The organism is Sulfitobacter noctilucicola (assembly GCF_000622385.1).
GTDB lineage: Bacteria > Pseudomonadota > Alphaproteobacteria > Rhodobacterales > Rhodobacteraceae > Sulfitobacter > Sulfitobacter noctilucicola.
Window position 1 is genome coordinate 572,010 of record NZ_JASD01000008.1, and the last position, 24,108, is coordinate 596,117.

The following is a 24,108-nucleotide window of genomic DNA, read 5'->3' on the forward strand; positions in this document are numbered from 1 at the left end:
GATAATAGAGCAACCATTTCCGCCCCAATTTGGAGGAAGTCGGAAGCTGTGGCACTCATTACAAGCACGATGACATACGATGATCAAAACAGTTGCTTCTGACCATTAAATAAACTGCCACTTGGTCTGCCTGCATGAGTCCAGTTTAGCCGTAAAAGCGGAAAACCGGCTGCAAACCGGAGCGCTAGCCGATGAAGCTGGCGAACGGATCATCGACCACCCCGACAAGCTGGAACAGGAATTCGCCACTTTGCGCATCCAGGGCGTCAGCATAAAGGTCGTCGGTCATAGACTTAGCTGCCAGTACGCTTTGAGAAGTGCCATCAAACTGAGCCATCACCTCTGCTGCGTTCTGAGCATCAGACAGCCCTTTGATACCCGCGTAATAAAGACCGATGTCCGCCTTGATCGCGAGATACTGCTGGTCTGCGGTTATGCCGTTTCCGGATCCCGTTGATGCTTTGGCTCCGTTGATGAGAGCAAGAATGAAGATCGGCGGCGTAATTTCAGAATTGTTCTCAAGCTCATTAACCCAATAAGACAGCCCTTCGGGTCGCGCCTCGCGGCCCAGCACATTTACAAAGGCCGCTTTTACAAATCCGGTCACATCGTTAAGCGAGCCGTCCGCGCGGAAAAGCTCGGCATAAGTACGCTGCGTTTCCGGCTGCACGAAAAAGCTCGCCGCCATTTCGGGTAGTGAATAGCCTTTGGAAAGTTCAGTCGCCCAGTAGTTAAAGCCCGTCGATGCGGGAGCGCGGTTGAAGTAGGCGATATAAAGCTCGATCACACTATCAAGTTGCGCCTGTGTCAGAGTGCTCGCGCCGTTGAACCTGGCCAATTCAAATGCATCTTCCGCGCCGCCGAACTCAAGGGCCTCAATACTAATCAAGGTGTCGGTGCCATCACGGTCAGCACGGCGATCTGCCAATGTAGTGCCCTGCGCACTTAGCTTGAGCGTGTAGCTGTCTTTGTCACCCGAATAGCGGGCCGTATCAAAGCCAGCGCGCCCATCGATACGGTCATTCCCTTTGCCGCCAGTGAAAGCATTTCCAACCACATTTCCGCCAAGGCGATCATGCCCCGCGCCACCAAAGGCATTTTCGATCTCAACACCGTACGCAATCGTATAGCCACCGTCAGCAATTGTTCCGTCGGCGATATCAATGAAAGACAGATACCCACCACCGTCCGGCACGTCTTCGAGCGTGGCTGCCCGTAGGTCGATGTAGACCTTATCGATCGCGCGCGAGAAATCGATCGTGTCTGTGCCGCCATTATCCCAGATTGTAATCAATTCCCCCGCGCGGCCGGTGTAGGTCGTGTTGCCCAGACCGGTAGAGGTGTTAGCCCCGTACAAGAGTTGCAGCGCTGCGATGTCTACCGCGCCAAAACTGTAGGGTTCACCGTATATATCAAGCTCGGGATAGGTCGCAGTGTATCCCGGTATATAGGACATCCGGGTGGCCAGTTCGGAATTCACATCATGGGCGCCAAAATCGTAGGGCGATACAACGCCCGGTAACCGCGCGTCGCCGTCAAAGGGATGGCTCAACCCCAGGGCATGGCCGATCTCGTGTATAACTGTAACGTTGTCATATCCGTATGAAATCGGAAAAATGTAGTCAGTCGGCAATACGATCAATGACTGCCCGACGCCCGTCGGCTCGGCAAAACCTGTCGCCCCACCGGCCAGCGTCGACACCTGCCAAAACTCGATCGTCGAAGAACCGAAAGATCGTTCGTCAAACTCAAGATCGACAATAGTTTCGATATAGTCGAACGTATCACGCACCACATTCTTTTCGGCATTGGTCCAGTCGATTGTCCGGCTGTTCCCACCGGTAAATTCTCTTGTGTCGATAATCGAGCCAGCACGCTCGAACGAAAAGGTCACCGTTGAGCCGACAACTGGATCACTAAGGCTATAGGGAGATAGGGCGCGCACCAACGGGGAGTTAGCGGGGATCATGTCGTCTTCCTTTGCAAACGCGACGGCGAACAAAACTGCCCACTCATCTGCTCAATCTTTAAACCAGTTTACTGAAGTTGCGCTTCCGAAACCCCGCTATCACGGCCATTTGAAAGGGCCGTCTTTTCAAGAATAACCGCAGTGCTTCACGCAACGCCAGCCAGATAGTCCTTTCACCCGAAACCGGCGTTTCAATGGCCATCGGTTAAAAATGAAGCGAACTGGTACAGCAATTTAATTTTCGATCTGTCCCGCCAACACGTAACTGCCCGAGAACATTAGACAGCTCTGAAATCTGGCGATACGCTTAGACGAACTCTGGCCCTACTTGATTCTTCAAATGTCCAGCAGTGGTGATGGTACATCCTGTATCCCAAACGCGATTTCGCGCATTCAACCTATGGAAAGGTCTGACAATGGACGGCAATTTCAACGAAAATGACATCTCTCGCGTTGTCGAGGCTGACCGCGCGCACATCTGGCACCACCTGAGCCAGCATAAACAGTATGAAACCGTCGACCCCCGCATCATTGTGGAAGGCAAGGGCATGCGCGTCTGGGATCAAAAGGGAAAAGAACATATCGATGCTGTTTCCGGTGGCGTCTGGACGGTCAACGTGGGCTACGGCCGCGAACGTATCGCCGATGCCGTGCGCGACCAGCTGGTCAAGCTCAACTTCTTTGCAGGCTCCGCAGGGTCCATCCCCGGTTCCAACTTCGCCGAAATGCTGATCGACAAGATGCCCGGCATGTCCCGCGTCTATTACGCCTCCTCCGGTTCCGAAGCGAACGAGAAGGGCTTCAAGATGGTCCGCCAGATCGCGCACAAGCGTTATGGTGGCAAAAAGCACAAGATCCTTTACCGCGACCGCGACTACCACGGCGGCACCATCGGCACGATGGCCGCAGGCGGGCAAGACGAGCGCAATGCGCAATACGGTCCCTTCCCCGAAGGCTTCATCCGCGTCCCCCACTGCCTTGAGTACCGCAAGCATGAGCAGGACGGCGCACCAGTTGAAAACTACGGCGTTTGGGCGGCCGACCAGATCGAAGCGGTCATCCTGCGGGAAGGCCCCGATACAGTAGGCGCACTTTGCCTTGAGCCCGTCACCGCAGGCGGCGGCGTCATCACGCCCCCCGATGGCTACTGGGGCCGCGTGCAGGAAATCTGCAAAAAGTACGACATTCTGCTTCACATCGATGAGGTCGTCTGTGGCGTGGGCCGCACCGGGACGTGGTTCGGGTATCAGCAATACGGCGTGAAACCTGACATGGTGACGATGGCCAAAGGGGTCGCATCTGGTTACGCGGCCATCTCTTGTCTGGTGACCACCGAAGAGGTGTTCAATATGTTCAAGGAAGACACCGCAGATCACATGAGCTACTTCCGCGACATTTCGACATTCGGCGGTTGCACTGCTGGCCCAGCCGCCGGCATCGAGAACATGCGCATCATCGAAGAAGAGAACCTGCTGCAAAATACCACCGATATGGGGCACTACATGCTCGACCAGTTGAACGCACTGGCCGATAAACACGCCGTTATCGGTCAGGTACGCGGCAAGGGTCTATTCCTTGGGGCGGAACTGGTTGCGGACCGTGATACACGTGATCCAGTCGCAGAAGCACTGGTCGGTCAGGTTGTCGGCGACTGCATGGCGCAAGGTACAATCATTGGTGCCACCAACCGTTCGCTGCCGGGCAAGAACAACACGCTGTGTTTCTCTCCTGCGTTGATCGCGACGAAAGATGACATCGACCAGATCGTTGCCTCTGTTGATGGGGCACTGGGCCGCGTGTTCGGCTAACAAAGCCATAACGATGATTTAGAAAAACCGCTGGCCTTCAGGCTGGCGGTTTTTTTTGGTGCTCTTGCTGATTGGCCTCCGCGCCTGTCCAAAAGTTGTTGGAACAAATTGTCGCGGCTTGCGTTTCTTTTCCAGCCACAACAGGAGTTACCATGAAAAAGTTATTGATCGCCCTTCCGATGATCGCAGCCCTCGCCGCATGTGCGACAGATCAGCAAACAAGCACCCTGACAGGTGCCGCACTCGGTGCTGCAGCGGGTGCCGCAGTATCAGGCGATGACGACAAGGTCGTTGGCGCGCTGGTTGGCGGTGCAGCGGGTGCAGCTGCCGGCAGCTACATCGGTAAAACACAGTCCGGTTCTTGCGTGTATCAGCGCCCAGACGGATCACGTTACACGGCCGCATGCCCCTGATACGGATTAACTAGTGCGTGAATACAGGAAGGCTTCCATTGATTTGGAAGCCTTTTTTCGTGGCACAGGTTCACTCGTCTTTGCTTATTTAACCTGTGGCGGCCACCCCCAGCCCCCATTTTGGCTGCAACCTAGAAACAAGAGCCAATTGCTGACATTTTCCACCCTAAATCAGGCGAACACCCGAGCACGCATTAGTTTTAGGGTTCATCAAAAGGCCTACAGACCCAGTCGAGCCCGCCTGTACTCATAATTTTGAAACCCGAAGTCTCAATAATTGTTTACTTTTGATGCCGTAACTACTAGTCTAAATCTCTAAATGGGCCTAAATCGCAAAACTATGATACCAGATTGAATCCCATTTCAGTCCAGTATAGGGATCCGAAATGACCCTGCCCGTCGAAACTTTCTTTCTAAAGCCCGATGCGCATGGCACGCTGCAGCAGCAGATCCAACAGATGATCGCGCAGGGTATTCTTTCGGGTCGGTTCAAAAAGCGCGAAAAGCTTCCATCCACCCGTAAACTGGCAGTGCATTTGGGTGTCAGCAGGATCACCGTCACCATCGCCTACACCGAATTGCTGGCGAACGATTATCTGGCTTCAAAGGGCCGCTCCGGCTACTACGTTTCCGAAAATGCGCCATCACCGCCCGCCTTTTCGGCAACACCCGAAAGGCAGGACGCGGTAGACTGGACCCGCGCCATCGGTCAGAAATTTAGCGGAGCCGCGACCCTTTCCAAACCGCTTGATTGGGCGAAATATCGATACCCATTCATTTACGGTCAAGCGGATCCGACGCTGTTCGATCACACCAATTGGCGCCTTTGTGCCTTGCAGGCTTTGGGACAAAAGGACTTCACATCCCTCACCACTGACTACTTCGATCAGGACGACCCACAGCTGATTGAATTCATTGGCCGCCACACGCTGCCGCGTCGTGGCATCACGGCACGCCCCGAACAAATCCTGATTACGCTTGGTGCGCAAAACGCTTTGTGGCTGACCACACAAGTGCTGCTGACGCAACGCCGCAATGCCGCCCTCGAGGACCCCTGCTATCCTGCATTGCGCGATATTCTATCCCAATCGCGCTGCCACGTTACGCCTGTGCGTGTTGATCAGGACGGCATTCCGCCCGATGCAATCCCACCGCAGACCGATGTGATTTTTACTACGCCAAGCCATCAGTGCCCCACCAACGCGACCATGCCCATGAACCGCCGCCGTGCCTTGCTGAACCGCGCGCGCGATCTGGACGCATTGATCGTCGAAGACGACTACGAATTCGAGATGTCGTTTTTGAAATCCCCCTCTCCAGCGCTCAAATCGCTCGATACTGACGGCCGCGTCGTCTATGTGGGCAGCTTCTCCAAATCCCTGTTTCCGGGGCTTCGACTGGGCTATCTTGTCGGATCAGAGCCTTTTATCCGCGAGGCGCGTGCGCTGCGCGCCTCTGTGCTGCGTCACCCACCCGGCCATATCCAGCGCACCGCGGCGTATTTCCTCTCGCTGGGGCATTATGATGCGCTTATCCGCCGTATGGGTGCAGCACTGCAAGAACGCCGCAAGGTGATGGAAGAGGCAATCGCAGCCAGAAACCTTGAGATTTCGGGACGTGGCTTTTATGGCGGATCCTCTTTCTGGATGCTCGCACCAACGGGCATCGACACCGAAGAGCTTGCGCAGCGTCTGCGCGCCAAGGGCGTTCTGATCGAGCCGGGACATGCCTTCTTTTCCGGTGAGCAACCGCCCCACAACTACTACCGCCTCGCCTATTCATCGATCCCGAGCGCGCGGATCTCTGCGGGGGTGGATCTTATCGCTGATGAAATCGCCGCAACCTCACCCACTGGCCCTATTTACTAACCTTCACTGGCCCTAACCCCTATCCGCCGAACTCCATATTCTGCGGCAAACACAGAATCGCTCCCCAGAAATTTTAAGGAAACGCTGCTATGAAAATGACCACCGAAGAGGCCTTCGTCAAAGTTCTGCAGATGCACGGCATCGACAACGCATTCGGGATCATCGGCTCAGCCATGATGCCCATCTCCGATCTGTTTCCAGCGGCTGGCATCAAATTCTGGGACTGCGCGCATGAAACATCCGGCGGCATGATCGCGGACGGTTACACCCGCGCCTCCGGCAAAATGTCCATGGCCATCGCGCAGAACGGTCCCGGCATCACCAACTTCGTCACCCCGATCAAGACGGCATACTGGAACCACACACCGATGCTGCTGGTCACACCACAGGCCGCGAACAAGACGATCGGTCAGGGCGGTTTCCAGGAAATCGAACAGATGAAATTGTTCGAAGACATGGTTTGCTATCAGGAAGAAGTCCGCGACCCGTCCCGCATGGCCGAAGTTCTGAACCGTGTGATCGAGAAAGCATGGCGCGGTTCTGCTCCGGCGCAGATCAACGTGCCGCGCGATTTCTGGACTCAGGTCATCGACATCGAACTGCCCCAGATCATCCGGCTTGAGCGCCCACAGGGCGGTGAACAGGCTGTGAAAGACGCGGCAAAACTGCTTTCCGAAGCAGAATTCCCAGTCATTCTGAACGGTGCGGGCGTTATCCTGTCCGGCGGCATTGATGCTTCTGCCAAACTGGCCGAAGCACTGGATGCGCCGGTTGCCTGTAACTACCAGCACAATGACGCCTTCCCCGGCTCGCACCCGCTGGCAATTGGTCCGCTGGGCTATAACGGGTCCAAGGCCGCGATGGAGATCATCCAGAAAGCGGACGTTGTGCTTGCGCTCGGCAACCGCCTGAACCCGTTCTCGACCCTGCCCGGTTACGGCATCAACTACTGGCCAACCGAAGCCAAAGTCATTCAGGTCGACATCAACTCCGACCGGATCGGTCTGACTAAAAAGGTCGATGTGGCAATTCAGGGCGACGCCAAGCGCGTGGCAGAGCAATTGCTGGAGAACCTGTCAGCCGGTGCCGGTGACAAGGGGCGTCAGGAACGCAAAGATCTGGTTGGTCTGACAAAATCCCGCTGGGCTCAGGAACTGTCGTCGATGGATCACGAGGATGACGAGGACGAAGGCATTGATTGGAACGAGCGTGCCCGCAAAGCCAAGCCCGACCACATGGCACCGCGTCAGGCATGGCGTGCAATCATGTCGGCACTGCCAAAAGATGCGATCATTTCGTCTGACATCGGCAACAACTGTGCCATCGGCAACGCCTATCCGTCATTCGAGAAAGGCCGCAAATATCTAGCTCCGGGTCTGTTCGGCCCGTGCGGATACGGCTTGCCCGCTATCCTTGGCGCCAAAATCGGCTGCCCTGATGTGCCGGTTGTCGGCTTTGCCGGAGACGGTGCATTCGGCATCTCGATGAACGAGATGACGGCCTGTGGCCGTGGCGACTGGCCTGCAATCACCATGGTTATCTTCCGCAACTACCAGTGGGGCGCCGAAAAGCGGAACACGACCCTGTGGTTCGAAGATAACTTTGTCGGCACAGAGCTGAACGAAGGCGTCAACTATGCCGAGATCGCCAAAGGCTGCGGCCTGAAAGGCGTGCAGGTTACCGGCATGGAACAGCTGACAATCGCACTGGACACGGCTGTGAAAGAGCAGATGAAAGAAGGCGTAACCACCTTTATTGAGGTTATCCTCAATCAGGAACTGGGCGAGCCTTTCCGCCGCGATGCCATGAAAAAACCGGTGTCTGTGGCGGGCATCAGCAAAGACGACATGCGCCCGCAGGCAAACGCATAAGAAGGACAGGCCATGACAATGCTGCATGAGTTACGCACCCGCGCGGCGTCCCGGCCTGCCCATATCGTCCTAAGCGAAGGCCACGATCCCCGGATCGTGGCCGGCGCGCTTGAAGCTGTGCGTGAAGGTATCGCGCGTATCACGTTGGTCGGTTCTGCGACAATCGTGACCGGCCTTCTGAAAGAGGTGGGCGCAACCGAAGCTGATTTGATCGCCATCGAAGATCCGGCAACGTCCGATATGACGCAAGAGGTCGCCAGAACCTATTACGACTTGCGCAAACATAAAGGTATCCGCGAGGATTTCGCTGCCGAACAGGCCCGCGATCCGCTGGTATTTGCCGCGATGATGGTGCGCAACGGTCATGCGGATGGCACCGTTGGCGGCGCTGTACATACCACATCCGATACCGTTCGTGCCGCCTTGCAGGTCATCGGCAAAGCCAAGGATGCGCCGCTTGTTTCCAGCTTTTTCCTGATGGCGTTACCGGATAATCATCCGTCAGGCCGTGCTGCGATGACCTTTGGCGATTGCGGCCTGGTGATTGACCCCGATGCAGACGAGCTTGCGGCCATTGCCGCTTCTTCTGCCGCGTCGCACCACCAATTGCTTGATGAAGCGCCCAAAATCGCTTTGCTCAGCTTCTCGACCATGGGCAGCGCGAAGCATCCCAATGTGACCAAAGTCAGCGATGCGGTCAGCATCCTGAAAGAGCGTCATCCCGATCTCGCAGCCGATGGAGAGCTGCAATTCGACGCGGCTTTCGTCCCGTCGGTGGGCAAGTCCAAGGCACCGGAGTCCTCCGTGGCGGGACATGCGAACGTGATGATTTTTCCCAATCTTGATGCTGGCAACATCGGCTATAAGATCGCGCAGCGGATTGGTGGCTGTGATGCAATCGGTCCCATTCTTCAGGGCCTCACTAAACCGGCAAACGATCTGTCGCGCGGCTGTACGGCGGAGGACGTGACCAACATGATCGCGGTCACGGTTCTTCAGGCAAACGGCAATGACTGAGATATGGTCAGCGCTGCCAACCAACCCTTCCCAAACGATCCTTCTTTTCGGCATCCTGTTCGTGGCCGGACTGGTGCGCGGCTTTGCGGGCTTTGCGCTGTCCGCGCTTGTGATGGCCTCGGCGGCAAGCTTTATCGCACCTATCGTGTTGATCCCTATATTGTGGTTTCAGGAAATGGCCGCGAGCCTACTGATGGCACGCGGCGGCTGGCAAGATGCGGATCGTCCGCGCACAGCACTGCTGGTGATCGGCAACTGGTTGGGGTGGCCGCTGGGTTTGTGGATGACGGTGACGCTCCCGGTCGAAGCGTCCAAGCAAATCGCACTCGCCATCATTCTGGTGCTCGCAGCACTTCAGCTGCTCAAGGTCAACATTCCGGCCTTGGCCAGTCGCGCAGGCACGCTCATCACCGGATTTATCGCGGGAATAGTGGCGGGCGTCGCCCATGTGGGCGGTATGGTTGTAGCGCTTTACGTGCTCAGCCAGAACGACAGCGCACGCTCCATGCGCGGAACGCTGGTGCTTTATCTCTTTATCGGCTCCCTCGGCTCACTGGTCTATCTGATCTTTTTTGGCGTGATGACCTATACCGCTACGCTCTCTGCCCTTACGCTTACGCCAATTACACTGCTGGGCGTCTGGCTCGGCACCAAGCTCTTCAATCCCCGTTGGGAGCCTTATTACAAACCCTTCTGCCTGTGTCTGTTGATCGGGCTGGCGGCATTCTCCCTGCTCCGCAGCATGATCTGACCTGAGAAAGGACCGACACCATGAACCAGCCCAAGCTAGATCTGTCGCCCAAGGTATCCGACGAGATTCGCAAGACGACCTGCTACATGTGTGCCTGCCGATGCGGCATCAATGTGCACCTGAAAGAGGGCAAGGTCGCCTATATCGAAGGCAACCGCGATCATCCGGTCAACAAGGGTGTGCTTTGTGCCAAAGGGTCCGCAGGGATTATGCAGCACAATGCGCCCTCACGTTTGAAATCGCCGCTCAAGCGGGTCGGTCCGCGCGGGTCCGGCGAGTTTGAAGAAATCAGTTGGGATGAAGCCTATCAGATCGCTGCCGACTGGCTTGAGCCTATCCGCAAAGACAATCCTGAAAAGCTGGCGTTTTTTACCGGTCGCGACCAGTCGCAATCTTTCACATCCCTCTGGGCGCAGGCCTTTGGCACACCGAACTATGCGGCACATGGCGGCTTCTGTTCAGTAAACATGGCCGCCGCCGGCATCTACACCATGGGCGGTGCGTTTTGGGAATTTGGTCAACCCGATTGGGATCACACCAAGCTGTTCATGCTGTTTGGTGTTGCCGAAGACCACGACAGCAATCCGATCAAAATGGGTATCGGTAAAATCAAGGGCCGTGGCGCGCGCGTCATTGGCGTGAACCCGATCCGCACCGGTTATAACGCGGTGGCTGACGATTGGGTCGGCATCACACCAGGTACGGACGGTTTGTTCATCCTGTCGATGATCCATTGCCTGATGAAGGCGGGCAAAATCGACCTGCATTATCTTGCTCAGTATACTGACGCACCCGTTCTGGTGAACTGCGATGAGAAGTCGCCGGAATTCGGTCTCTATATGCGCGATGAGGACGGCAAACAGTTGGTCGTGGACCGTGTCACGGGCAAACTGGCCGCCTTTGACAAACCGGGGGTCAAGCCGGACCTCGCTGCCACGCATCGCCTCAAGGGGGTGACGCATAAACCTGTGTTCCACAAAATGGCCGATATGTATCTGAGCGATGAATATGCGCCGGAAGCTGTGGCAGAGCGCTGTGGCATCCCCGCCAAGCGTATCCGTGCGATCGCTGCCGAACTTGCCCGCGTTGCCTTTGACGAAGCATTCGAGCTGGATCACGCGTGGACCGATTTCCGCGGCGAGAAGCACAAAACCATGACAGGTCGCCCTGTGTCCTTCCACGCCATGCGCGGGATTTCGGCCCATGCCAACGGCTTTCAGACCTGCCGCGCACTGCACACGCTTCAAATCATACTCGGCACGGTCGAGGTTCCGGGCGGCTTCCGCTTTAAACCACCCTACCCCAAGCCAGCGACAGCCCACCCCAAGCCACACGTCGGCATGACACCGGGTGCACCGCTAAACGGACCGCACCTTGGTTTTGTGCATGGTCCTGACGATCTGGCGCTGAAAGAAGACGGCACACCGGCCCGCATCGACAAAGCATTTACATGGGAAAACCCTATGTCCAGCCACGGGTTGATGCATATGGTCATCTCGAACGCGCATGCGGGCGACCCTTACAAGATCGACACGCTGTTCATGTATATGGCGAACATGTCGTGGAACTCGTCGATGAACACCGGCGGCGTGATGGAAATGCTGACGGACAAGGACGAGAACGGCGATTACGTCATCCCGCATATCATCTATTCCGATGCCTATAGCTCTGAAATGGTCGCCTATTCCGACCTTATCCTGCCTGACACCACCTATCTTGAGCGCCATGACTGTATCTCGTTGCTGGACCGCCCGATCTGCGAGGCGGACGCGGCGGCGGATGCCATCCGCTGGCCTGTGGTCGAACCCGACCGTAACGTCAAAGGCTTTCAATCCGCGTTATGCGATCTGGGCGCAAAGCTGGGTTTGCCCGGCTTCGTCAATGAGGATGGCACACAGAAATACGCAGATTACGCCGACTACATTGTAAACCATGAACGCCGCCCCGGGATTGGGCCGCTTGCTGGCTGGCGGATGGGGGAAAAGAACCTTCAATCCGGACGCGGCGGTGTGAACGCAGCGCAGATCGATAATTACATCGAGAACGGCGGTTTTTTCGTAGAACACATTCCTGATGGGGCAAACTATTATAAACCGTGGAATACCGCCTATCAGGAATGGGCCGTTGGCATGGGCCTCTACGATAGTCCGCAGCCCTATTTGTTTTCGCTCTATGTCGAGCCGATGCGCAAATTCCAACTGGCCGCCGAAGGCCACGGTGAACGGCAACCGCCCGACCATCTGCGCCAGCGGATCAAAGATACGATGTCCCCGCTGCCGATCTGGTACGAGACCGATCAACAGGGCAACGAGGGTTACACCATCAACGCGCTGACCCAGCGCCCCATGGCGATGTATCATTCATGGGGATCGCAAAACGCGTGGCTGCGTCAGTTGCACGGACACAACCCGCTGTACCTGCCGACCAAACTGATGCGTCAGAATGATCTGAGCGATGGCGATTGGGCGCGGGTCTATTCGCCACACGGCGAAATCACCGTACCGGTGATGGAGATGGCCGCGCTGAACGAAAACACCGTCTGGACGTGGAATGCCATCGGCAAGCGCAAAGGCGCATGGGCGCTGGACAAAAACGCACCCGAGGCGACCAAGGGCTTCCTGCTCAACCACCTGATCCACGAACTTCTGCCACCCAAAGCTGACGGCATGCGGTGGGCCAACTCCGACCCGATCACCGGTCAGGCGGCGTGGTTTGATTTGAAGGTGCGGATCGAAAAGACGGAAGCGCCTAAAGAATCGCGGCCTGAATATCCTCCGATAAAATCCCCCGTCGGGAAAGGGCCCGATAAATTGGCATGGAAGGTTGGCAAATGAGAAACCCGTTTGTCTTGCAAGAAAAATCCCAGAACTTTTGCAAAAGTCTTGCCCCCCGTGCGGAGGAAAACCTATGACCACGTTGCCACAGACAACCGACAAGAAGCTCGGGCTGGTTATCGACCTTGATACCTGCGTCGGGTGCCACGCCTGTGTAATTTCCTGCAAGGGTTGGAACACGGAAAACTACGGGGCGCCCCTGTCCGATCAAGACCCTTACGGTGCCGACCCCTCTGGTACTTTCCTCAACCGCGTGCATTCCTACGAAGTACAGCCTGAACAAGGGGAGGCTCAGCTGATCCACTTCCCCAAATCTTGCCTGCATTGCGAGGATGCGCCTTGCGTCACGGTCTGCCCCACCGGTGCCAGCTATAAGCGTGTCGAGGACGGCATCGTTCTGGTCAACGAGAGCGACTGCATCGGGTGCGGGCTCTGCGCTTGGGCCTGTCCATATGGCGCGCGCGAGATGGATCAGGAAGAGAAGGTGATGAAAAAATGCACCCTTTGCGTGGACCGTATCTATAACGAGAACATTCCCGAGATCGACCGCGTCCCGTCTTGTGTACGCACCTGTCCTGCGGGCGCACGGCACTTCGGCGATCTGGGTGATCCGGACAGCGACGTCAGCCGGTTGGTCGCGGAGCGTGGTGGTGTTGATCTGATGCCTGAACAGGGCACCAAGCCTGTGAATAAATACCTGCCCCCACGCCCCAAGGATGCGCTGCCGGAATTTGATGTGCTTGCCCCTTTCCTAGAACCCGTGATCGAAGAACCAAAAGGTTTCCTCGGCTGGCTCGACAAAGCTTTGGAGAAAATCTGATGCATCCGGCACCTTCCGTCATTTTCTTTTCGGTCTTTTCCGGTCTGGGCTTTGGCCTGCTGGTCTGGCTGGGGCTTGGTATTCCTGCCGTCACAGGTGGGTCGGCCTTTGCTTTCTTCACAATCGCTTATTTGCTGGCTGTGGGCGGGTTGATCTCTTCAACCTTCCACCTTGGCCACCCTGAACGCGCGTTCAAGGCGTTTACGCAATGGCGCTCAAGCTGGCTCAGCCGCGAAGCGGTCTGCGCGGTCATCGCGCTTGTCTGCATGGCTATCTATGGGGCAGGTCTGGTCTTTTTGGGCGAACGTTGGGGCCTCATCGGCTTTGTCGGCGCGGCATTCTCGCTCGGGACAGTTTTCACCACCTCGATGATTTACGCCCAGCTCAAGACCGTACCGCGCTGGAATATGCCTTTGACACCATTGAACTTCCTTTCCCTCTCTGTAGCGGGCGGCGCGTTGCTGGCAGGGCAGGTAACATCAGCACTGCTGCTCATCCTGATTGCAGGCGCTATCCAAGCCGTAACATGGCTGCTCGGCGACAAGCGTCTTTCCGAAAGCGGGACGGATATGGCGAGCGCCACGCAATTGGGGAATATCGGCACTGTCCGCGCGTTCGAGCCGCCACACACCGGCACCAACTATCTGCTGCGTGAATTTGTGCATGTCATCGGGCGCAAACACAGCCAAAAGCTGCGCGTGATTGCACTGGTGTTGATGAGCATCCTGCCGGTGGTTTTGCTACTTCTGCCGTTCAACCACATCATCGCGGTCGTTGCCGTGCTGGCGCATGTAGCAGGGGTCATTGTCGCACGCTGGCTTTTCTTTGCCGAAGCAGAACACGTGGTCGGCCTATACTATGGCAAAAGATAACTGCTTAAGGTGGGGATGATCCCCACCTTGTTTGCTTAGTCGATCAAACCGGCGTGGCGCATGCCGGCATCAATCAGCGCCTTTGTGTCGTCCGAGAGCGCAGTCAGCGGCAGGCGCACTTCGTCGGCACACAGATCCAGCCGGGACATACCGTATTTTGCGCCAACCAGCCCCGGCTCTGTAAAGATCGCCTTGTGAAGGGGCATCAACCGGTCCTGGATTTCCAGCGCTTTATTGTAGTCACCCGCAGCACAAGCTGCTTGCAGTTCGCTGCACAGCTTTGGTGCGACGTTGGCCGTGACTGAGATACAGCCAACGCCACCCTGCGCATTAAAGCCATGTGCGGTAGGATCCTCGCCGGAAAGCTGGCAAAAATCAGGACCGCATGTCAGTCGCTGCATGCTGACACGAGCGAGATCACCAGTTGCGTCCTTGACGCCAACGATACGCGGCAACTTGGCCAGCTCACCCATTGTGTCGGGCGTCATGTCGATCACGGAACGCGGCGGGATGTTGTAGATAATAATCGGCAGACCGCAGGCATCGTGAATGGCTGTGAAATGCGCGATCAGGCCACGCTGTGTCGGCTTGTTGTAGTAAGGCGTTACCACGAGAATCGCATCAGCACCGACTTTCTCGGCGTGTTGCGCCAGACGGATCGCTTCGATCGTGTTGTTCGAACCCGCTCCGGCGATGACCGGCACGCGACCCGCTGCGGCTTTCACGACTTCTTCGACAACTGTTTCATGCTCGCGGTGTGTCAGGGTCGGCGATTCGCCTGTGGTGCCAACAGGAACAAGCCCGTTTGATCCTTCGCCGATGTGCCATTCCACCAGTTTTTTCAACGTCTCCAGATCCAGCTCGCCGTTCCTGAACGGCGTGACGAGGGCAGGCAGTGAGCCTTTGAACATGTGCACGCTCCTTTGTTGTGCTGGCAGGCGGAATGCCTGACGGGGACGAAAGCTGGCAGTGAAGTGATTTGATTGCGCCAGCCTATGAGATATGTTGCAAGGCTGTAGCCCTTTGCCCACAGGAATTGCAAGTGATGACACGGATTCTGACCGCCTTGATACTTGTTTTCATGTCCGCTTTGACCGCTCAGGCGGAACGACCGCGCCCGCTGGGCTGGGCGATTGAAGCGATGGTTGAGGGAAACTGGCAAAGCGCCCATCAGCTGGCGGCACGCGATGGGCAGGTTGCCGCCGATGTTATTGAATGGCACGCCTTACGGGCGGGTCGCGGAGATTGGGACCGCTTAAGGTCCTTCCTTGACCGCAGGCCTGACTGGCCGGGTGAGGCTTATCTACGCAAGCGGTCCGAGGAACTGGTCTTCAGCCAGAACGATGAAACGATTCTCGCCTTCTTTGCAGAAATGCCCGCGCAGACACCGCGTGGTGTACTTACACACGCTGCTGCGCTGACACGATCGGATCAGGAGGCTGAGGCAAACGCGCTGATCGTAAAAGCATGGCGCGACATGCCGATGAATGCGACCTCGCAGGCACTTTTTCTGGCCGAATACGATGCAATCCTGAAGCCACATCATGCCGCGCGGTTGGAAAACATGCTTTGGGACCGGCAGCATACCGAAGCCCGCCAGATGTTCGATCTGGTCGGCAAAGACGACATCGCGCTCGCTGAAACCCGCATTGCGCTGCAGAACCGGAATGGCAATGTGAACGCTCTCATCAATGCTCTTCCCGCCAGCAAGGCTGGTGATGCTGGTCTGCAAGCCGACCGGTTTGAGTGGCGTATCCGCAAGGGGCTAGTGAATGACGCGAAGGACCTTCTGCTTGAAAGCTCCAAGAGCGCCGAAGCACTTGGACGACCGGAGAAATGGTCGAACCGCCGCCGTGCACTCGCCCGTGGCGAAATGCGTTCCGGCGACCGACAGCGGGCTTATGATATGGCGTCTCAACACCATCTCACATCAGGTTCGGATTACGCGGACCTTGAATGGTTGTCCGGCTATATCGCCCTGCGTTTCCTGGACAGGCCAGAAGACGCCTATCAGCATTTCCTGAACCATGACCGCGTTGTAGAAAGCCCGATTTCGCAGGGGCGCGCAGGTTACTGGCAGGGGCGCGCACTTGAAGCCATGGGACGTGCTGAAGAAGCCGCCAAGGCTTATGCCATGGGTGCGCAGCACCAGACATCCTTTTACGGCCTTCTTGCCGCAGAACGCGGTGGGCTTCCGTTTGATGCAGCCCTCGCCGGTCCCACACCGGGACAGGATTGGCGCACATCGGCGCTTGCAAAGGCCCCATTGTTCGAAGCGGGATTGTTGTTGCAGGCCTCTGGCCAGATCACATTGGCAGAGCGGTTCTGGACCCATCTGGCAGAGCAACTGGTGCCCGATGACATCGCCCTTCTGGGGCAGGCAGCAATTGATGCGGACCAGCCCCACCTTGCGGTAATGATTGGCAAGCGGGCGGCGCGGCGCGGCCTGACCATCGCGGCGCCCTATTATCCGTTGCATTCGCTGGTGGAAATGGACCTACCCATGTCAGCCGATATGACGCTGGCCATTGCCCGCCGTGAAAGCGAATTCGATCCTGTCGTGCAAAGCGGCGCCGGCGCGCGTGGTTTGATGCAGGTAATGCCTGCAACTGCAAAAGACGTGGCACGCGACCTCGGTGTTCTTGCCCTTCACACCACCAATCGTTTGACTGCCGATCCTGATTACAATGCCCGGCTGGGTGCCAAGTACCTTTCCCAGATGGCAGGTCGCTTTGATGGCAACGTTGTCATGGTCGCTGCCGCATATAACGCCGGTCCGGCCCGCCCGCCGCGTTGGATGGAAGACTACGGTGATCCGCGCACAGGCGACGTCGACATTGTCGATTGGGTTGAAATGGTGCCGTTCCGCGAAACGCAGAACTACATCATGCGTGTCACAGAAAGCCTGCCGGTCTACCGCGCACGGCTGGGTCTGGATCCGTTGCCCATCCCTTTTAGTGAGGAATTAGTTGGAAGCACTCTGAAGGCGTTCGCGCCAAAAAGTGAATAGACCCGCGGCGACGATAAGTGCGGCGCCGATTGCCACGTTTGCCCGCACCGTTTCACCAAAAATGCTGATACCGATGATCGCGGCAAAGACCAGCTGAAGATAGGCAAACGGTTGAACCGCGCTTGCCTCTGCAACTTCGTAGCATTTGATCAGCAACCAATGTCCCGACACGCCCGTGATGCAAAGACAGCCCATGAATATCCAGTCAGTTGCAGACATTGGCTCCCAAAACCATACGCCAGCGCATGTCATTGCGATCGAGCCCATGACACCTGTCCAGAAAAAGCTCGTGGCCGTCGTATCTTCACGCGCAACGTAACGGGTAAGCAAACCGTAAATCGCAAACATCCCTGCGGCCAATAAAGGGATTGCGGCTGCGGGATCAAAAACGCTCATCCCAGGCTGCAGGATAATCAGTACCCCGATGAAACCGACACCAATTGCCGACCAGCGCCGCCAACCGACGCTTTCGCCAAGCACGGGGCCCGACAGCGCTGCGACCAGAAGCGGGTAACAGGTAAAGACAGCATGGCTTTCGACCAATCCCAAAATCGTAAACGCGGCCACCATGACACAGATCTCTGCCGCTAAAAGGAGGCCCCGAAGACCCTGTAATACAGGCTGAGACGTTTTTGCCGCCTGCCGGATGCTGCCCGCATTCCGCTTGGCAATCGCGATCACGAAAGCGGCGAAAAACCAATAACGGATCATCACCACCATCAACACGTTGTATTCGCCCGCCAGATGACGGGACAAACCGTCCTGCACCGCAAATACAAAGGTCGTGGCAACCATCAAACCGATGCCAAGCGGGATATTGTTACTCTGGCTCATACCGGCATCCTTGCGCGGGTCATGTGACGCTTGCGGCCGTAACCTGAAACGCGCTCGACTTCGAACCCCGCATCGGCCAAAGATCGTCGTATGAACCCTGCTGCTGTATAGGTCGCGGCCGTACCATCCGCATGCGTATGCTTGCCGACTTCCTTCAGCATGTCATCAGACCAAAGTTCGGGGTTCTTCGCAGGCGAGAAGCCGTCTAAAAACCACGCGTCCGCTTTGCCGTCCCATTCCTGCAAGGTCACTCTTGCATCCCCTTCAACAATCCGCGCCTCCAGTCCCGGCAGGGACAGTGTGCCGCCAGCGCCTTTCCACGTCGCCAGAAACTGATCCCGCCGGCCGTCAAATTCAGGAAAGCTGCGGTGCGCCCGCGCCATATCGGAAGGGGACATCGGAAAGGCCTCAAAACTGGTGAAGGATAGCGACCCGGCCTGCCCCGACCGCACCCAAGCATCCCACGCCACCAGCATATTCAATCCCGTCCCGAACCCCAGCTCCGCAATGCCGAAAGCCGGTTTGAAGCGCGCGGGCAGATCGTTGCCCGCAAGAAATACATGCTCCGTCTCTGCCACACCGTTTTCCAGACTGAAGAACGGATCGTCGAACATCGAAGAAACAGGCACATCGCCATCGCGCCACAAGATTTGATCCGACTGGTTCTGCACAGCGACACCGCGTAAGGAGAGTTCGAGACAGATGTGCGCGAAGGAGAAACGCTTGGCAAGCTATGATGTGACAGTGCGTGGCGCGGGTATCTTTGGCCTGTCTATTGCATGGATCTGTGCGTCCCGCGGCGCGAAAGTGTGCATCGTTGATCCTCACGGTGCCGCCAACGGATCGAGCGGTGGGATCGTCGGTGCGTTGGCACCGCATGTTCCTGAAAACTGGAACGCCAAAAAGGCATTCCAGCTCGAAAGCCTGTTGATGGCAAAAGGGTTCTGGGATGAGGTCGAGGCAACAGGCGGCCGGTCCGCCGGATATGCCCGCAACGGTCGATTGCAACCCGTGCCCGATGATCACGCGCTTACTTTGGCCCGTCAGCGGGCGGATACTGCCAAAACCCTTTGGAAGGACAAGGCGGCGTGGGAAGTCACAGCTGCCAGCAACAATCCGTGGCAGCCTGCTTCTCCATCCGGTTTTCTGATCTTCGACACGCTCAGCGCGTTGATCCATCCCCGCCAAGCCTGCGGCGCGCTTGTTGCGGCACTGCGCAGTCGGGGCGTCGAGGTTGTGAAAGAGGCACCTGACAGCGGCCGGGTGGTCTGGGCGACAGGTGTCGCAGGGCTGGTCGACCTCACGGCGCAGCACAGTCGCAGCATGGGGAACGGTGTGAAGGGACAGGCTGCATTGCTGGAGTTTGACGCATCGGGCCTTCCACAGCTTTTTGCCGGCGGGGTTCACATCATTCCCCATTGTGACGGAACGGTTGCTGTCGGCTCAACGTCGGAGCGGGAATATTCTTCGCCCGACAAGACGGATGACCAGCTGGATGAGGTCATTGCGCAAGCCAAAGCCGCCGTTCCAGCCTTGGCAGATGCGCCAGTTATCGACAGGTGGGCAGGTGTCAGGCCAAGGTCACGCAGCCGCGCACCGATGCTGGGCCAATGGCCAGATCGGCCCGATCACTTCATCGCGAATGGCGGTTTCAAGATTGGCTTTGGCATGGCACCCAAGGTCGCCCATGTGATGGCAGATCTGGTTTTGGAATCAACCGACACGATCCCTGTAGGGTTCCGCGTCGAAGATAACCTCTAGCATCACAGTTCAGGCGCTTGCGACCATGCACTGGCGACCGTCCGGTCCACGCACCCAGAAGTCCCGCCCCTTGCTGCACAAGGTCGCTGTTTCGAAATGCATCAACGGGGCAGTCGCGCGGAACTGGAATGTCTCAAGCGGGCCAAGCTGTGCTTGCGCCATAAGCATCAGGTGCTGCGCCAGAAGCGGTCCGTGCACGACCAGCCCACCGTACCCTTCAACATCCCGCGCATAGTCCAGATCGTAGTGAATGCGGTGCCCGTTAAAAGTTAATGCTGAGTAGCGGAACAGCAAAGTCGATGAAAAGCGAACGTCCTGACGTGTCTCTTCGTCAGTGCGTGCCTGAGGGGCTTCAGGCTTCACCGCGTCAGGTGCGGGGTCTTTGCGGTAGACCAAATCCTGCCACTCCGTCAGGCAATGGACTTCATCCTGATAGACCTCATGGCGCAAAGTCACGAACCCAAGCGGCCCGGTGCGGCCCTCCTTGCGCTGCGATGTCTCCACAACTGTGTCCCGTTTGGCAGGCGTTCCCGTCACCAGCGGTGCATTGAACTGCATCCGACCCGCAGCCCACATCCGGCGCGGGAGCCCCATATCGGGGATCAATCCCCCCACTTTCGGATGGCCATCCCGTCCAAGCGCTTCGGGTGGCCGAGGATCCCAGAAATATATCTGGTGAAAGAACGGCGGCAGGGTCGAGCCTTTACTAAAGCAGGCCGTATCCCCCATGGCCACGCGTAGCGCGTTAGCACGCGCAGGGTCCATCAGATCGCTTTGACTATGGCTTGCTGGTTGGTCAGTATTCATTGTCACAAAGTAATCTACGGAGACCGTATGCTGCAAGCTGCGCCGACCCTTGAAACGATTGATCATCTGGTGCTGACGGTTGCCGATATAAACGCCACGATCGCCTTCTATGAGAATGCATTGAACATGAAAGCCACCGTTTTCATGACGGCAGATGCAGAGCAGCGCCACGCGCTCACATTCGGCTCAATAAAGATCAATCTGCATGAAAGCGGGGCGGAGTTTGAGCCAAAGTCGACAAACCCGACGCCTGGCAGCGCTGATCTGTGCTTCCTTACACACGCGTCGCTCGATGATTGGATGATACATCTGGCACAACAGGATGTTCGCATCGAAGAAGGACCGGTCCCGCGAACTGGCGCGACCGGCCCTCTGATGTCGATATACCTGCGCGATCCCGACAGAAACCTGATTGAGATCGCAGCAAGACGCTAGATCAGCTTCCGCAAGGACTGCATTAACTCGGTCAATTCCTTCACGTACATCTCGCCTTTCAGGTGCCCGTTTTCGTCAAAGGCATCGCTGCTGGCCGCCAGATGTATCTGTGGGCCTTGCAGGATGTTGGGGCGGAACGGAACCATGCAGCTGCGCAAGATCATCTGCGAACGCTCGCCGCCTGCGCGTCCGGCAGCAGCGGACATCACTGCCACAGGTTTGCCGCCCCATGTGCTGCCCTCAACGCGACTGATCCAGTCCAGCGCGTTTTTCAACACGCCAGATGGCGCGCCGTTGTATTCTGGGGTGGAAATAATCACCGCATCTGCCTCAACGATCTGCGCGGCAACGGCCTTCACGATCTCGGGCACGCCGCTCGCGGCTTCGTCGTCCCCATTGTAAAGTGGGAAGTTAAGGTCAGCCAGAATGTAATCACAGGCCCCGAATAGACGGGCAGCTTCCTCCAAGAGTCTGGTATTTGTCGAACCTTTGCGCAATGACCCCGAAAGGCCGAAAAGTCTGGGCGTCGTCATCCTATGTGCTCCATTGAATTTTTCTTTGACCTATACCTGATCGCGACTGCGCAAAAAGCAAGAAGCCCCTGCGTGATGCAGAGGCTTCTGTGCGTTTTTGCAGAGGTCGAGGATTATGCCGGGTTGGGCAGGATCACGATTTCAACACGACGGTTCTGCGCCTTGCCGTCAGGCGTCAGGTTGCTTGCCACTGGCTGGCTTTCGCCACGACCAAAGGTCTGAATACGACCCTGCGGCACACCATTGCCAATCAACACATTTGCAACAGAACGCGCACGGCTTTCAGAAAGTGTCTGGTTATAAGCCGCATCGCCGTCGCTGTCGGTGTGACCGATGATCTGGAGCGTGGAGTTCGCATAAAGCTGGACGTTTTGCGCCAGCGCACGCAGATCGCCCTGGAGGGTCGGCGTGACAGAAGAGCTGTCGGTTGCGAACAGCAGGTTGTTGGGCAGCGTCACGATCAGACGGTCACCGGTGTTGGTGATTGCTACGTTGCTACCCATCTGCTGGCGTAATTCAGCCTCTTGCTTGTCCAGCGAATAACCGATGCCGGCACCAACTGCGCCGCCCAGAACGGCGCCAACCAATGCGCCATCGGCACGGTTGCCGTCACCTTTTGAAAGCGCACCGATCACGGCACCCGATGCCGCGCCGATCAATGCGCCGTTCTTGGTTTTCTGGCTCGGATCGCCCGGCTGGGCCAGAATACTGCCGCCCTGCGGAGCGCAGGCACCCAGTGTCATTGCGCCCACCAAAAGAGCTGCCACGGAAATTTTCGAGGAATTCATAATACTGCCTTCATGTTTCGGCCCCGTTCGGGCGGAGCGCTTGATGCGTGCAGTATATATGGTCTTGGAAGTGAATTAATCACGGGGAAAGATTGCTCGGCAGGTTCCCGCCTATCCCTCTGCTCTTGCGGCTTCGAATGCGAGCATAGCGCGCTTGACAGGCAGACCCCAATGATAGCCGCCCAACGCCCCCGACTTGCGAAGTGCACGGTGGCACGGGATCAGCCACGAGATCGGGTTGCGGCCCACTGCTGTCCCAACCGCACGCACCGCTTTGGGATTGTCGATGCTGCTGGCGATATCGGAATAGGTCGTGACATGGCCCGAGGGCACACGCAGCAGGGCCTCCCAGACCTTGATCTGGAACGGCGCGCCAATGAGGTAAATCGGAGCTTTCTCATCAGAAGCTTGCGATGCGCCAAAAGCAGTCATCACCCAAGGGCGCAACATTTCAGGGTCTTCCACAAAGGTTGCTTTGGGCCAGCGGGAGACCAAATCCTGCATCGCGGCCTCCTTGCCCATTTCAGCGGCCAACGCCAAACCGCATATGCCGCGATCGGTCCCCATCACCAAGGCAAGTCCGAAGGGGCTGTCGAACCATCCCCAATAGATGGTCAGTCCGGCACCCTGACGGGCGAATTCACCAGGGCTCATTGCTTCCCACCGCAGAAACATGTCGTGCAGACGGCCAGTACCGGACAGCCCGACCTCGTGTGCCGCGCTCAGTGTAGTGGCACGGTCGCGCAGCATATCCTTGGCCTGCCCCAGCATCAGGTACTGCTGATAGCGCTTGGGAGACACACCGACCCATCGTGAGAACAGTCGCTGGAAATGCGCGGGTGACATGTCCATGCGTGCTGCAACCTCATCAAGGGTCAGCGCATGATCGGCCGTATCCAGCAGATCAATTGCGCGGCGCATGATCTGGTAGTGGTAACCGGTATCAAAGGCGGGGATATGGGTATTTGCGTTCATGCGACCAACTTATTGCCCAAACGCCTCCCTTGCGACCCGAAACATGCGCAACCGCTTGCCCCCATTGATTGCATCGCGCATACCACAGGACATGGCAAAACAGCTCGACTATCATACGATCCGCGAGATTTTCACCCGCTTTCAGGCGGCAGACCCCGAACCCAAAGGGGAGCTGGATCACGTCAACGTCTATACGCTTGTTGTCGCCGTTGCGCTCTCTGCGCAAGCAACCGATGCTGGTGTGAACAAGGCGACAAAAGCACTTTTCCAGATCGCAGACACACCGCAAAAGATGCTCGATCTCGGCCTCGAAGGGCTGACCGAACACATCAAGACGATTGGCTTGTTCCGGCAGAAAGCCAAGAACGTGATGAAGCTGAGCCAAATCCTCGTTGATGAGTACGGAGGCGAGGTTCCTAACTCACGCGCTGCGCTGATCGGACTGCCCGGCGTGGGTCGCAAGACCGCCAATGTCGTACTGAATATGTGGTGGAGCTTTCCTGCGCAGGCGGTCGATACGCATATCTTCCGGCTTGGCAACCGTAGCGGCATCGCCCCTGGCAAAACCGTAGATGCGGTAGAGCGTGCCATCGAGGACAACGTGCCTGCCGACCAGCAATTGCACGCGCATCACTGGATGATCTTGCACGGCCGCTATCACTGCAAAGCCCGCAAACCCCAATGCCCCACATGTATCATCAAAGACCTTTGCGCCTTTGAGCACAAAACAACTCTTTCTTAA

At 57.1% G+C, this 24,108-nt stretch carries 21 protein-coding genes; 13 read left to right on the forward strand and 8 right to left on the reverse strand.

What is annotated here, in order from left to right:
• Window positions 1-184: 184 nt before the first annotated feature.
• Window positions 185-1,969 carry a M10 family metallopeptidase C-terminal domain-containing protein gene (locus Z946_RS21025; protein ID WP_025054920.1) on the reverse strand — a complete coding sequence of 595 codons (1,785 nt, stop codon included), beginning with the start codon at window positions 1,967-1,969 and terminating at the stop codon, window positions 185-187.
• 416 nt (window positions 1,970-2,385) lie between these two features.
• On the opposite strand from Z946_RS21025, the gene Z946_RS0106525 reads away from it, so the two are divergent.
• The 9 genes from Z946_RS0106525 to Z946_RS0106570 all read left to right on the forward strand — a co-directional run bounded on the left by Z946_RS0106525 (window position 2,386) and on the right by Z946_RS0106570 (window position 14,223).
• Window positions 2,386-3,777: an aminotransferase family protein gene (locus Z946_RS0106525; RefSeq protein WP_025054921.1), complete on the forward strand. Its 1,392-nt coding sequence runs from the start codon at window positions 2,386-2,388 to the stop codon at window positions 3,775-3,777.
• 152 nt (window positions 3,778-3,929) lie between these two features.
• Window positions 3,930-4,190 (forward strand): glycine zipper 2TM domain-containing protein, encoded by a 261-nt coding sequence (locus tag Z946_RS0106535; RefSeq protein ID WP_025054922.1) that lies wholly within the window; start codon window positions 3,930-3,932, stop codon window positions 4,188-4,190.
• Between the two features lie 386 nt (window positions 4,191-4,576).
• Window positions 4,577-6,058 carry a MocR-like pyridoxine biosynthesis transcription factor PdxR gene (gene pdxR, locus Z946_RS0106540; protein WP_025054923.1) on the forward strand — a complete coding sequence of 494 codons (1,482 nt, stop codon included), beginning with the start codon at window positions 4,577-4,579 and terminating at the stop codon, window positions 6,056-6,058.
• Between the two features lie 89 nt (window positions 6,059-6,147).
• Window positions 6,148-7,929 carry a sulfoacetaldehyde acetyltransferase gene (gene xsc, locus Z946_RS0106545; protein ID WP_025046070.1) on the forward strand — a complete coding sequence of 594 codons (1,782 nt, stop codon included), beginning with the start codon at window positions 6,148-6,150 and terminating at the stop codon, window positions 7,927-7,929.
• A 12-nt stretch (window positions 7,930-7,941) separates the two neighbouring features.
• On the forward strand, window positions 7,942-8,946 hold the full coding sequence (gene pta / locus Z946_RS0106550; RefSeq protein ID WP_025054924.1) for a phosphate acetyltransferase: 1,005 nt from the start codon (window positions 7,942-7,944) through the stop codon (window positions 8,944-8,946).
• A complete protein-coding gene (locus tag Z946_RS0106555; protein WP_025054925.1) occupies window positions 8,939-9,697 on the forward strand; it encodes a sulfite exporter TauE/SafE family protein in 759 nt (252 codons plus the stop codon). Before pta ends, Z946_RS0106555 begins: the two co-directional genes overlap by 8 nt.
• Before the next feature lie 20 nt (window positions 9,698-9,717).
• Window positions 9,718-12,531, forward strand: coding sequence for a molybdopterin oxidoreductase family protein (locus Z946_RS0106560; protein ID WP_025054926.1), 2,814 nt, complete (start codon window positions 9,718-9,720; stop codon window positions 12,529-12,531).
• A gap of 73 nt (window positions 12,532-12,604) precedes the next feature.
• Window positions 12,605-13,351 carry a 4Fe-4S dicluster domain-containing protein gene (locus Z946_RS0106565; protein WP_025054927.1) on the forward strand — a complete coding sequence of 249 codons (747 nt, stop codon included), beginning with the start codon at window positions 12,605-12,607 and terminating at the stop codon, window positions 13,349-13,351.
• A complete protein-coding gene (locus Z946_RS0106570) occupies window positions 13,351-14,223 on the forward strand; it encodes a dimethyl sulfoxide reductase anchor subunit family protein (RefSeq protein ID WP_025054928.1) in 873 nt (290 codons plus the stop codon). The genes Z946_RS0106565 and Z946_RS0106570 overlap by 1 nt, the downstream gene beginning before the upstream one ends.
• 35 nt (window positions 14,224-14,258) lie before the next feature.
• On the opposite strand, the gene dapA is transcribed toward Z946_RS0106570, so the two are convergent.
• Window positions 14,259-15,134, reverse strand: a complete 876-nt coding sequence (dapA, locus tag Z946_RS0106575; RefSeq protein WP_025054929.1) for a 4-hydroxy-tetrahydrodipicolinate synthase — start codon at window positions 15,132-15,134, stop codon at window positions 14,259-14,261.
• A gap of 134 nt (window positions 15,135-15,268) precedes the next feature.
• Here dapA and Z946_RS0106580 point away from each other — a divergent pair, with 134 nt between their 5' ends.
• Window positions 15,269-17,233, forward strand: coding sequence for a lytic transglycosylase domain-containing protein (locus tag Z946_RS0106580; protein WP_025054930.1), 1,965 nt, complete (start codon window positions 15,269-15,271; stop codon window positions 17,231-17,233).
• Here Z946_RS0106580 and Z946_RS0106585 read toward each other — a convergent pair.
• Both Z946_RS0106585 and mnmC2 read right to left on the reverse strand, forming a co-directional pair.
• Window positions 17,189-18,067 carry a DMT family transporter gene (locus tag Z946_RS0106585; RefSeq protein WP_025054931.1) on the reverse strand — a complete coding sequence of 293 codons (879 nt, stop codon included), beginning with the start codon at window positions 18,065-18,067 and terminating at the stop codon, window positions 17,189-17,191. The genes Z946_RS0106580 and Z946_RS0106585 overlap by 45 nt on opposite strands.
• A complete protein-coding gene (gene mnmC2 / locus Z946_RS0106590) occupies window positions 18,064-18,738 on the reverse strand; it encodes a tRNA (5-methylaminomethyl-2-thiouridine)(34)-methyltransferase MnmC2 (RefSeq protein ID WP_025054932.1) in 675 nt (224 codons plus the stop codon). Before mnmC2 ends, Z946_RS0106585 begins: the two co-directional genes overlap by 4 nt.
• A 52-nt stretch (window positions 18,739-18,790) precedes the next feature.
• Here mnmC2 and Z946_RS0106595 point away from each other — a divergent pair, with 52 nt between their 5' ends.
• Window positions 18,791-19,828 carry an NAD(P)/FAD-dependent oxidoreductase gene (locus Z946_RS0106595; RefSeq protein ID WP_025054933.1) on the forward strand — a complete coding sequence of 346 codons (1,038 nt, stop codon included), beginning with the start codon at window positions 18,791-18,793 and terminating at the stop codon, window positions 19,826-19,828.
• Window positions 19,829-19,837: 9 nt separating this feature from the next.
• On the opposite strand, the gene Z946_RS0106600 is transcribed toward Z946_RS0106595, so the two are convergent.
• The gene (locus tag Z946_RS0106600) at window positions 19,838-20,635 is read right to left on the reverse strand and encodes an HTD2 family dehydratase (RefSeq protein WP_025054934.1); all 798 of its coding nucleotides are present in this window, start codon (window positions 20,633-20,635) and stop codon (window positions 19,838-19,840) included.
• A gap of 27 nt (window positions 20,636-20,662) precedes the next feature.
• On the opposite strand from Z946_RS0106600, the gene Z946_RS0106605 reads away from it, so the two are divergent.
• Window positions 20,663-21,070 (forward strand): VOC family protein, encoded by a 408-nt coding sequence (locus Z946_RS0106605; RefSeq protein WP_025054935.1) that lies wholly within the window; start codon window positions 20,663-20,665, stop codon window positions 21,068-21,070.
• Here the strand turns inward: Z946_RS0106605 and Z946_RS0106610 are convergent.
• From Z946_RS0106610 to Z946_RS0106620, 3 genes are all read right to left on the reverse strand, one after another.
• Window positions 21,067-21,603 (reverse strand): NADPH-dependent FMN reductase, encoded by a 537-nt coding sequence (locus Z946_RS0106610; RefSeq protein ID WP_025054936.1) that lies wholly within the window; start codon window positions 21,601-21,603, stop codon window positions 21,067-21,069. The two genes, Z946_RS0106605 and Z946_RS0106610, sit on opposite strands and share 4 nt — an antisense overlap.
• Before the next feature lie 113 nt (window positions 21,604-21,716).
• Entirely contained in the window at window positions 21,717-22,391 is a 675-nt protein-coding gene (locus Z946_RS0106615; RefSeq protein ID WP_025054937.1) for a YiaD family glycine zipper/OmpA-like lipoprotein, read from the reverse strand.
• A gap of 111 nt (window positions 22,392-22,502) precedes the next feature.
• Entirely contained in the window at window positions 22,503-23,366 is an 864-nt protein-coding gene (locus tag Z946_RS0106620; protein WP_025054938.1) for a bifunctional helix-turn-helix domain-containing protein/methylated-DNA--[protein]-cysteine S-methyltransferase, read from the reverse strand.
• 91 nt (window positions 23,367-23,457) lie between these two features.
• On the opposite strand from Z946_RS0106620, the gene nth reads away from it, so the two are divergent.
• Window positions 23,458-24,108 carry an endonuclease III gene (gene nth, locus Z946_RS0106625; RefSeq protein ID WP_025054939.1) on the forward strand — a complete coding sequence of 217 codons (651 nt, stop codon included), beginning with the start codon at window positions 23,458-23,460 and terminating at the stop codon, window positions 24,106-24,108.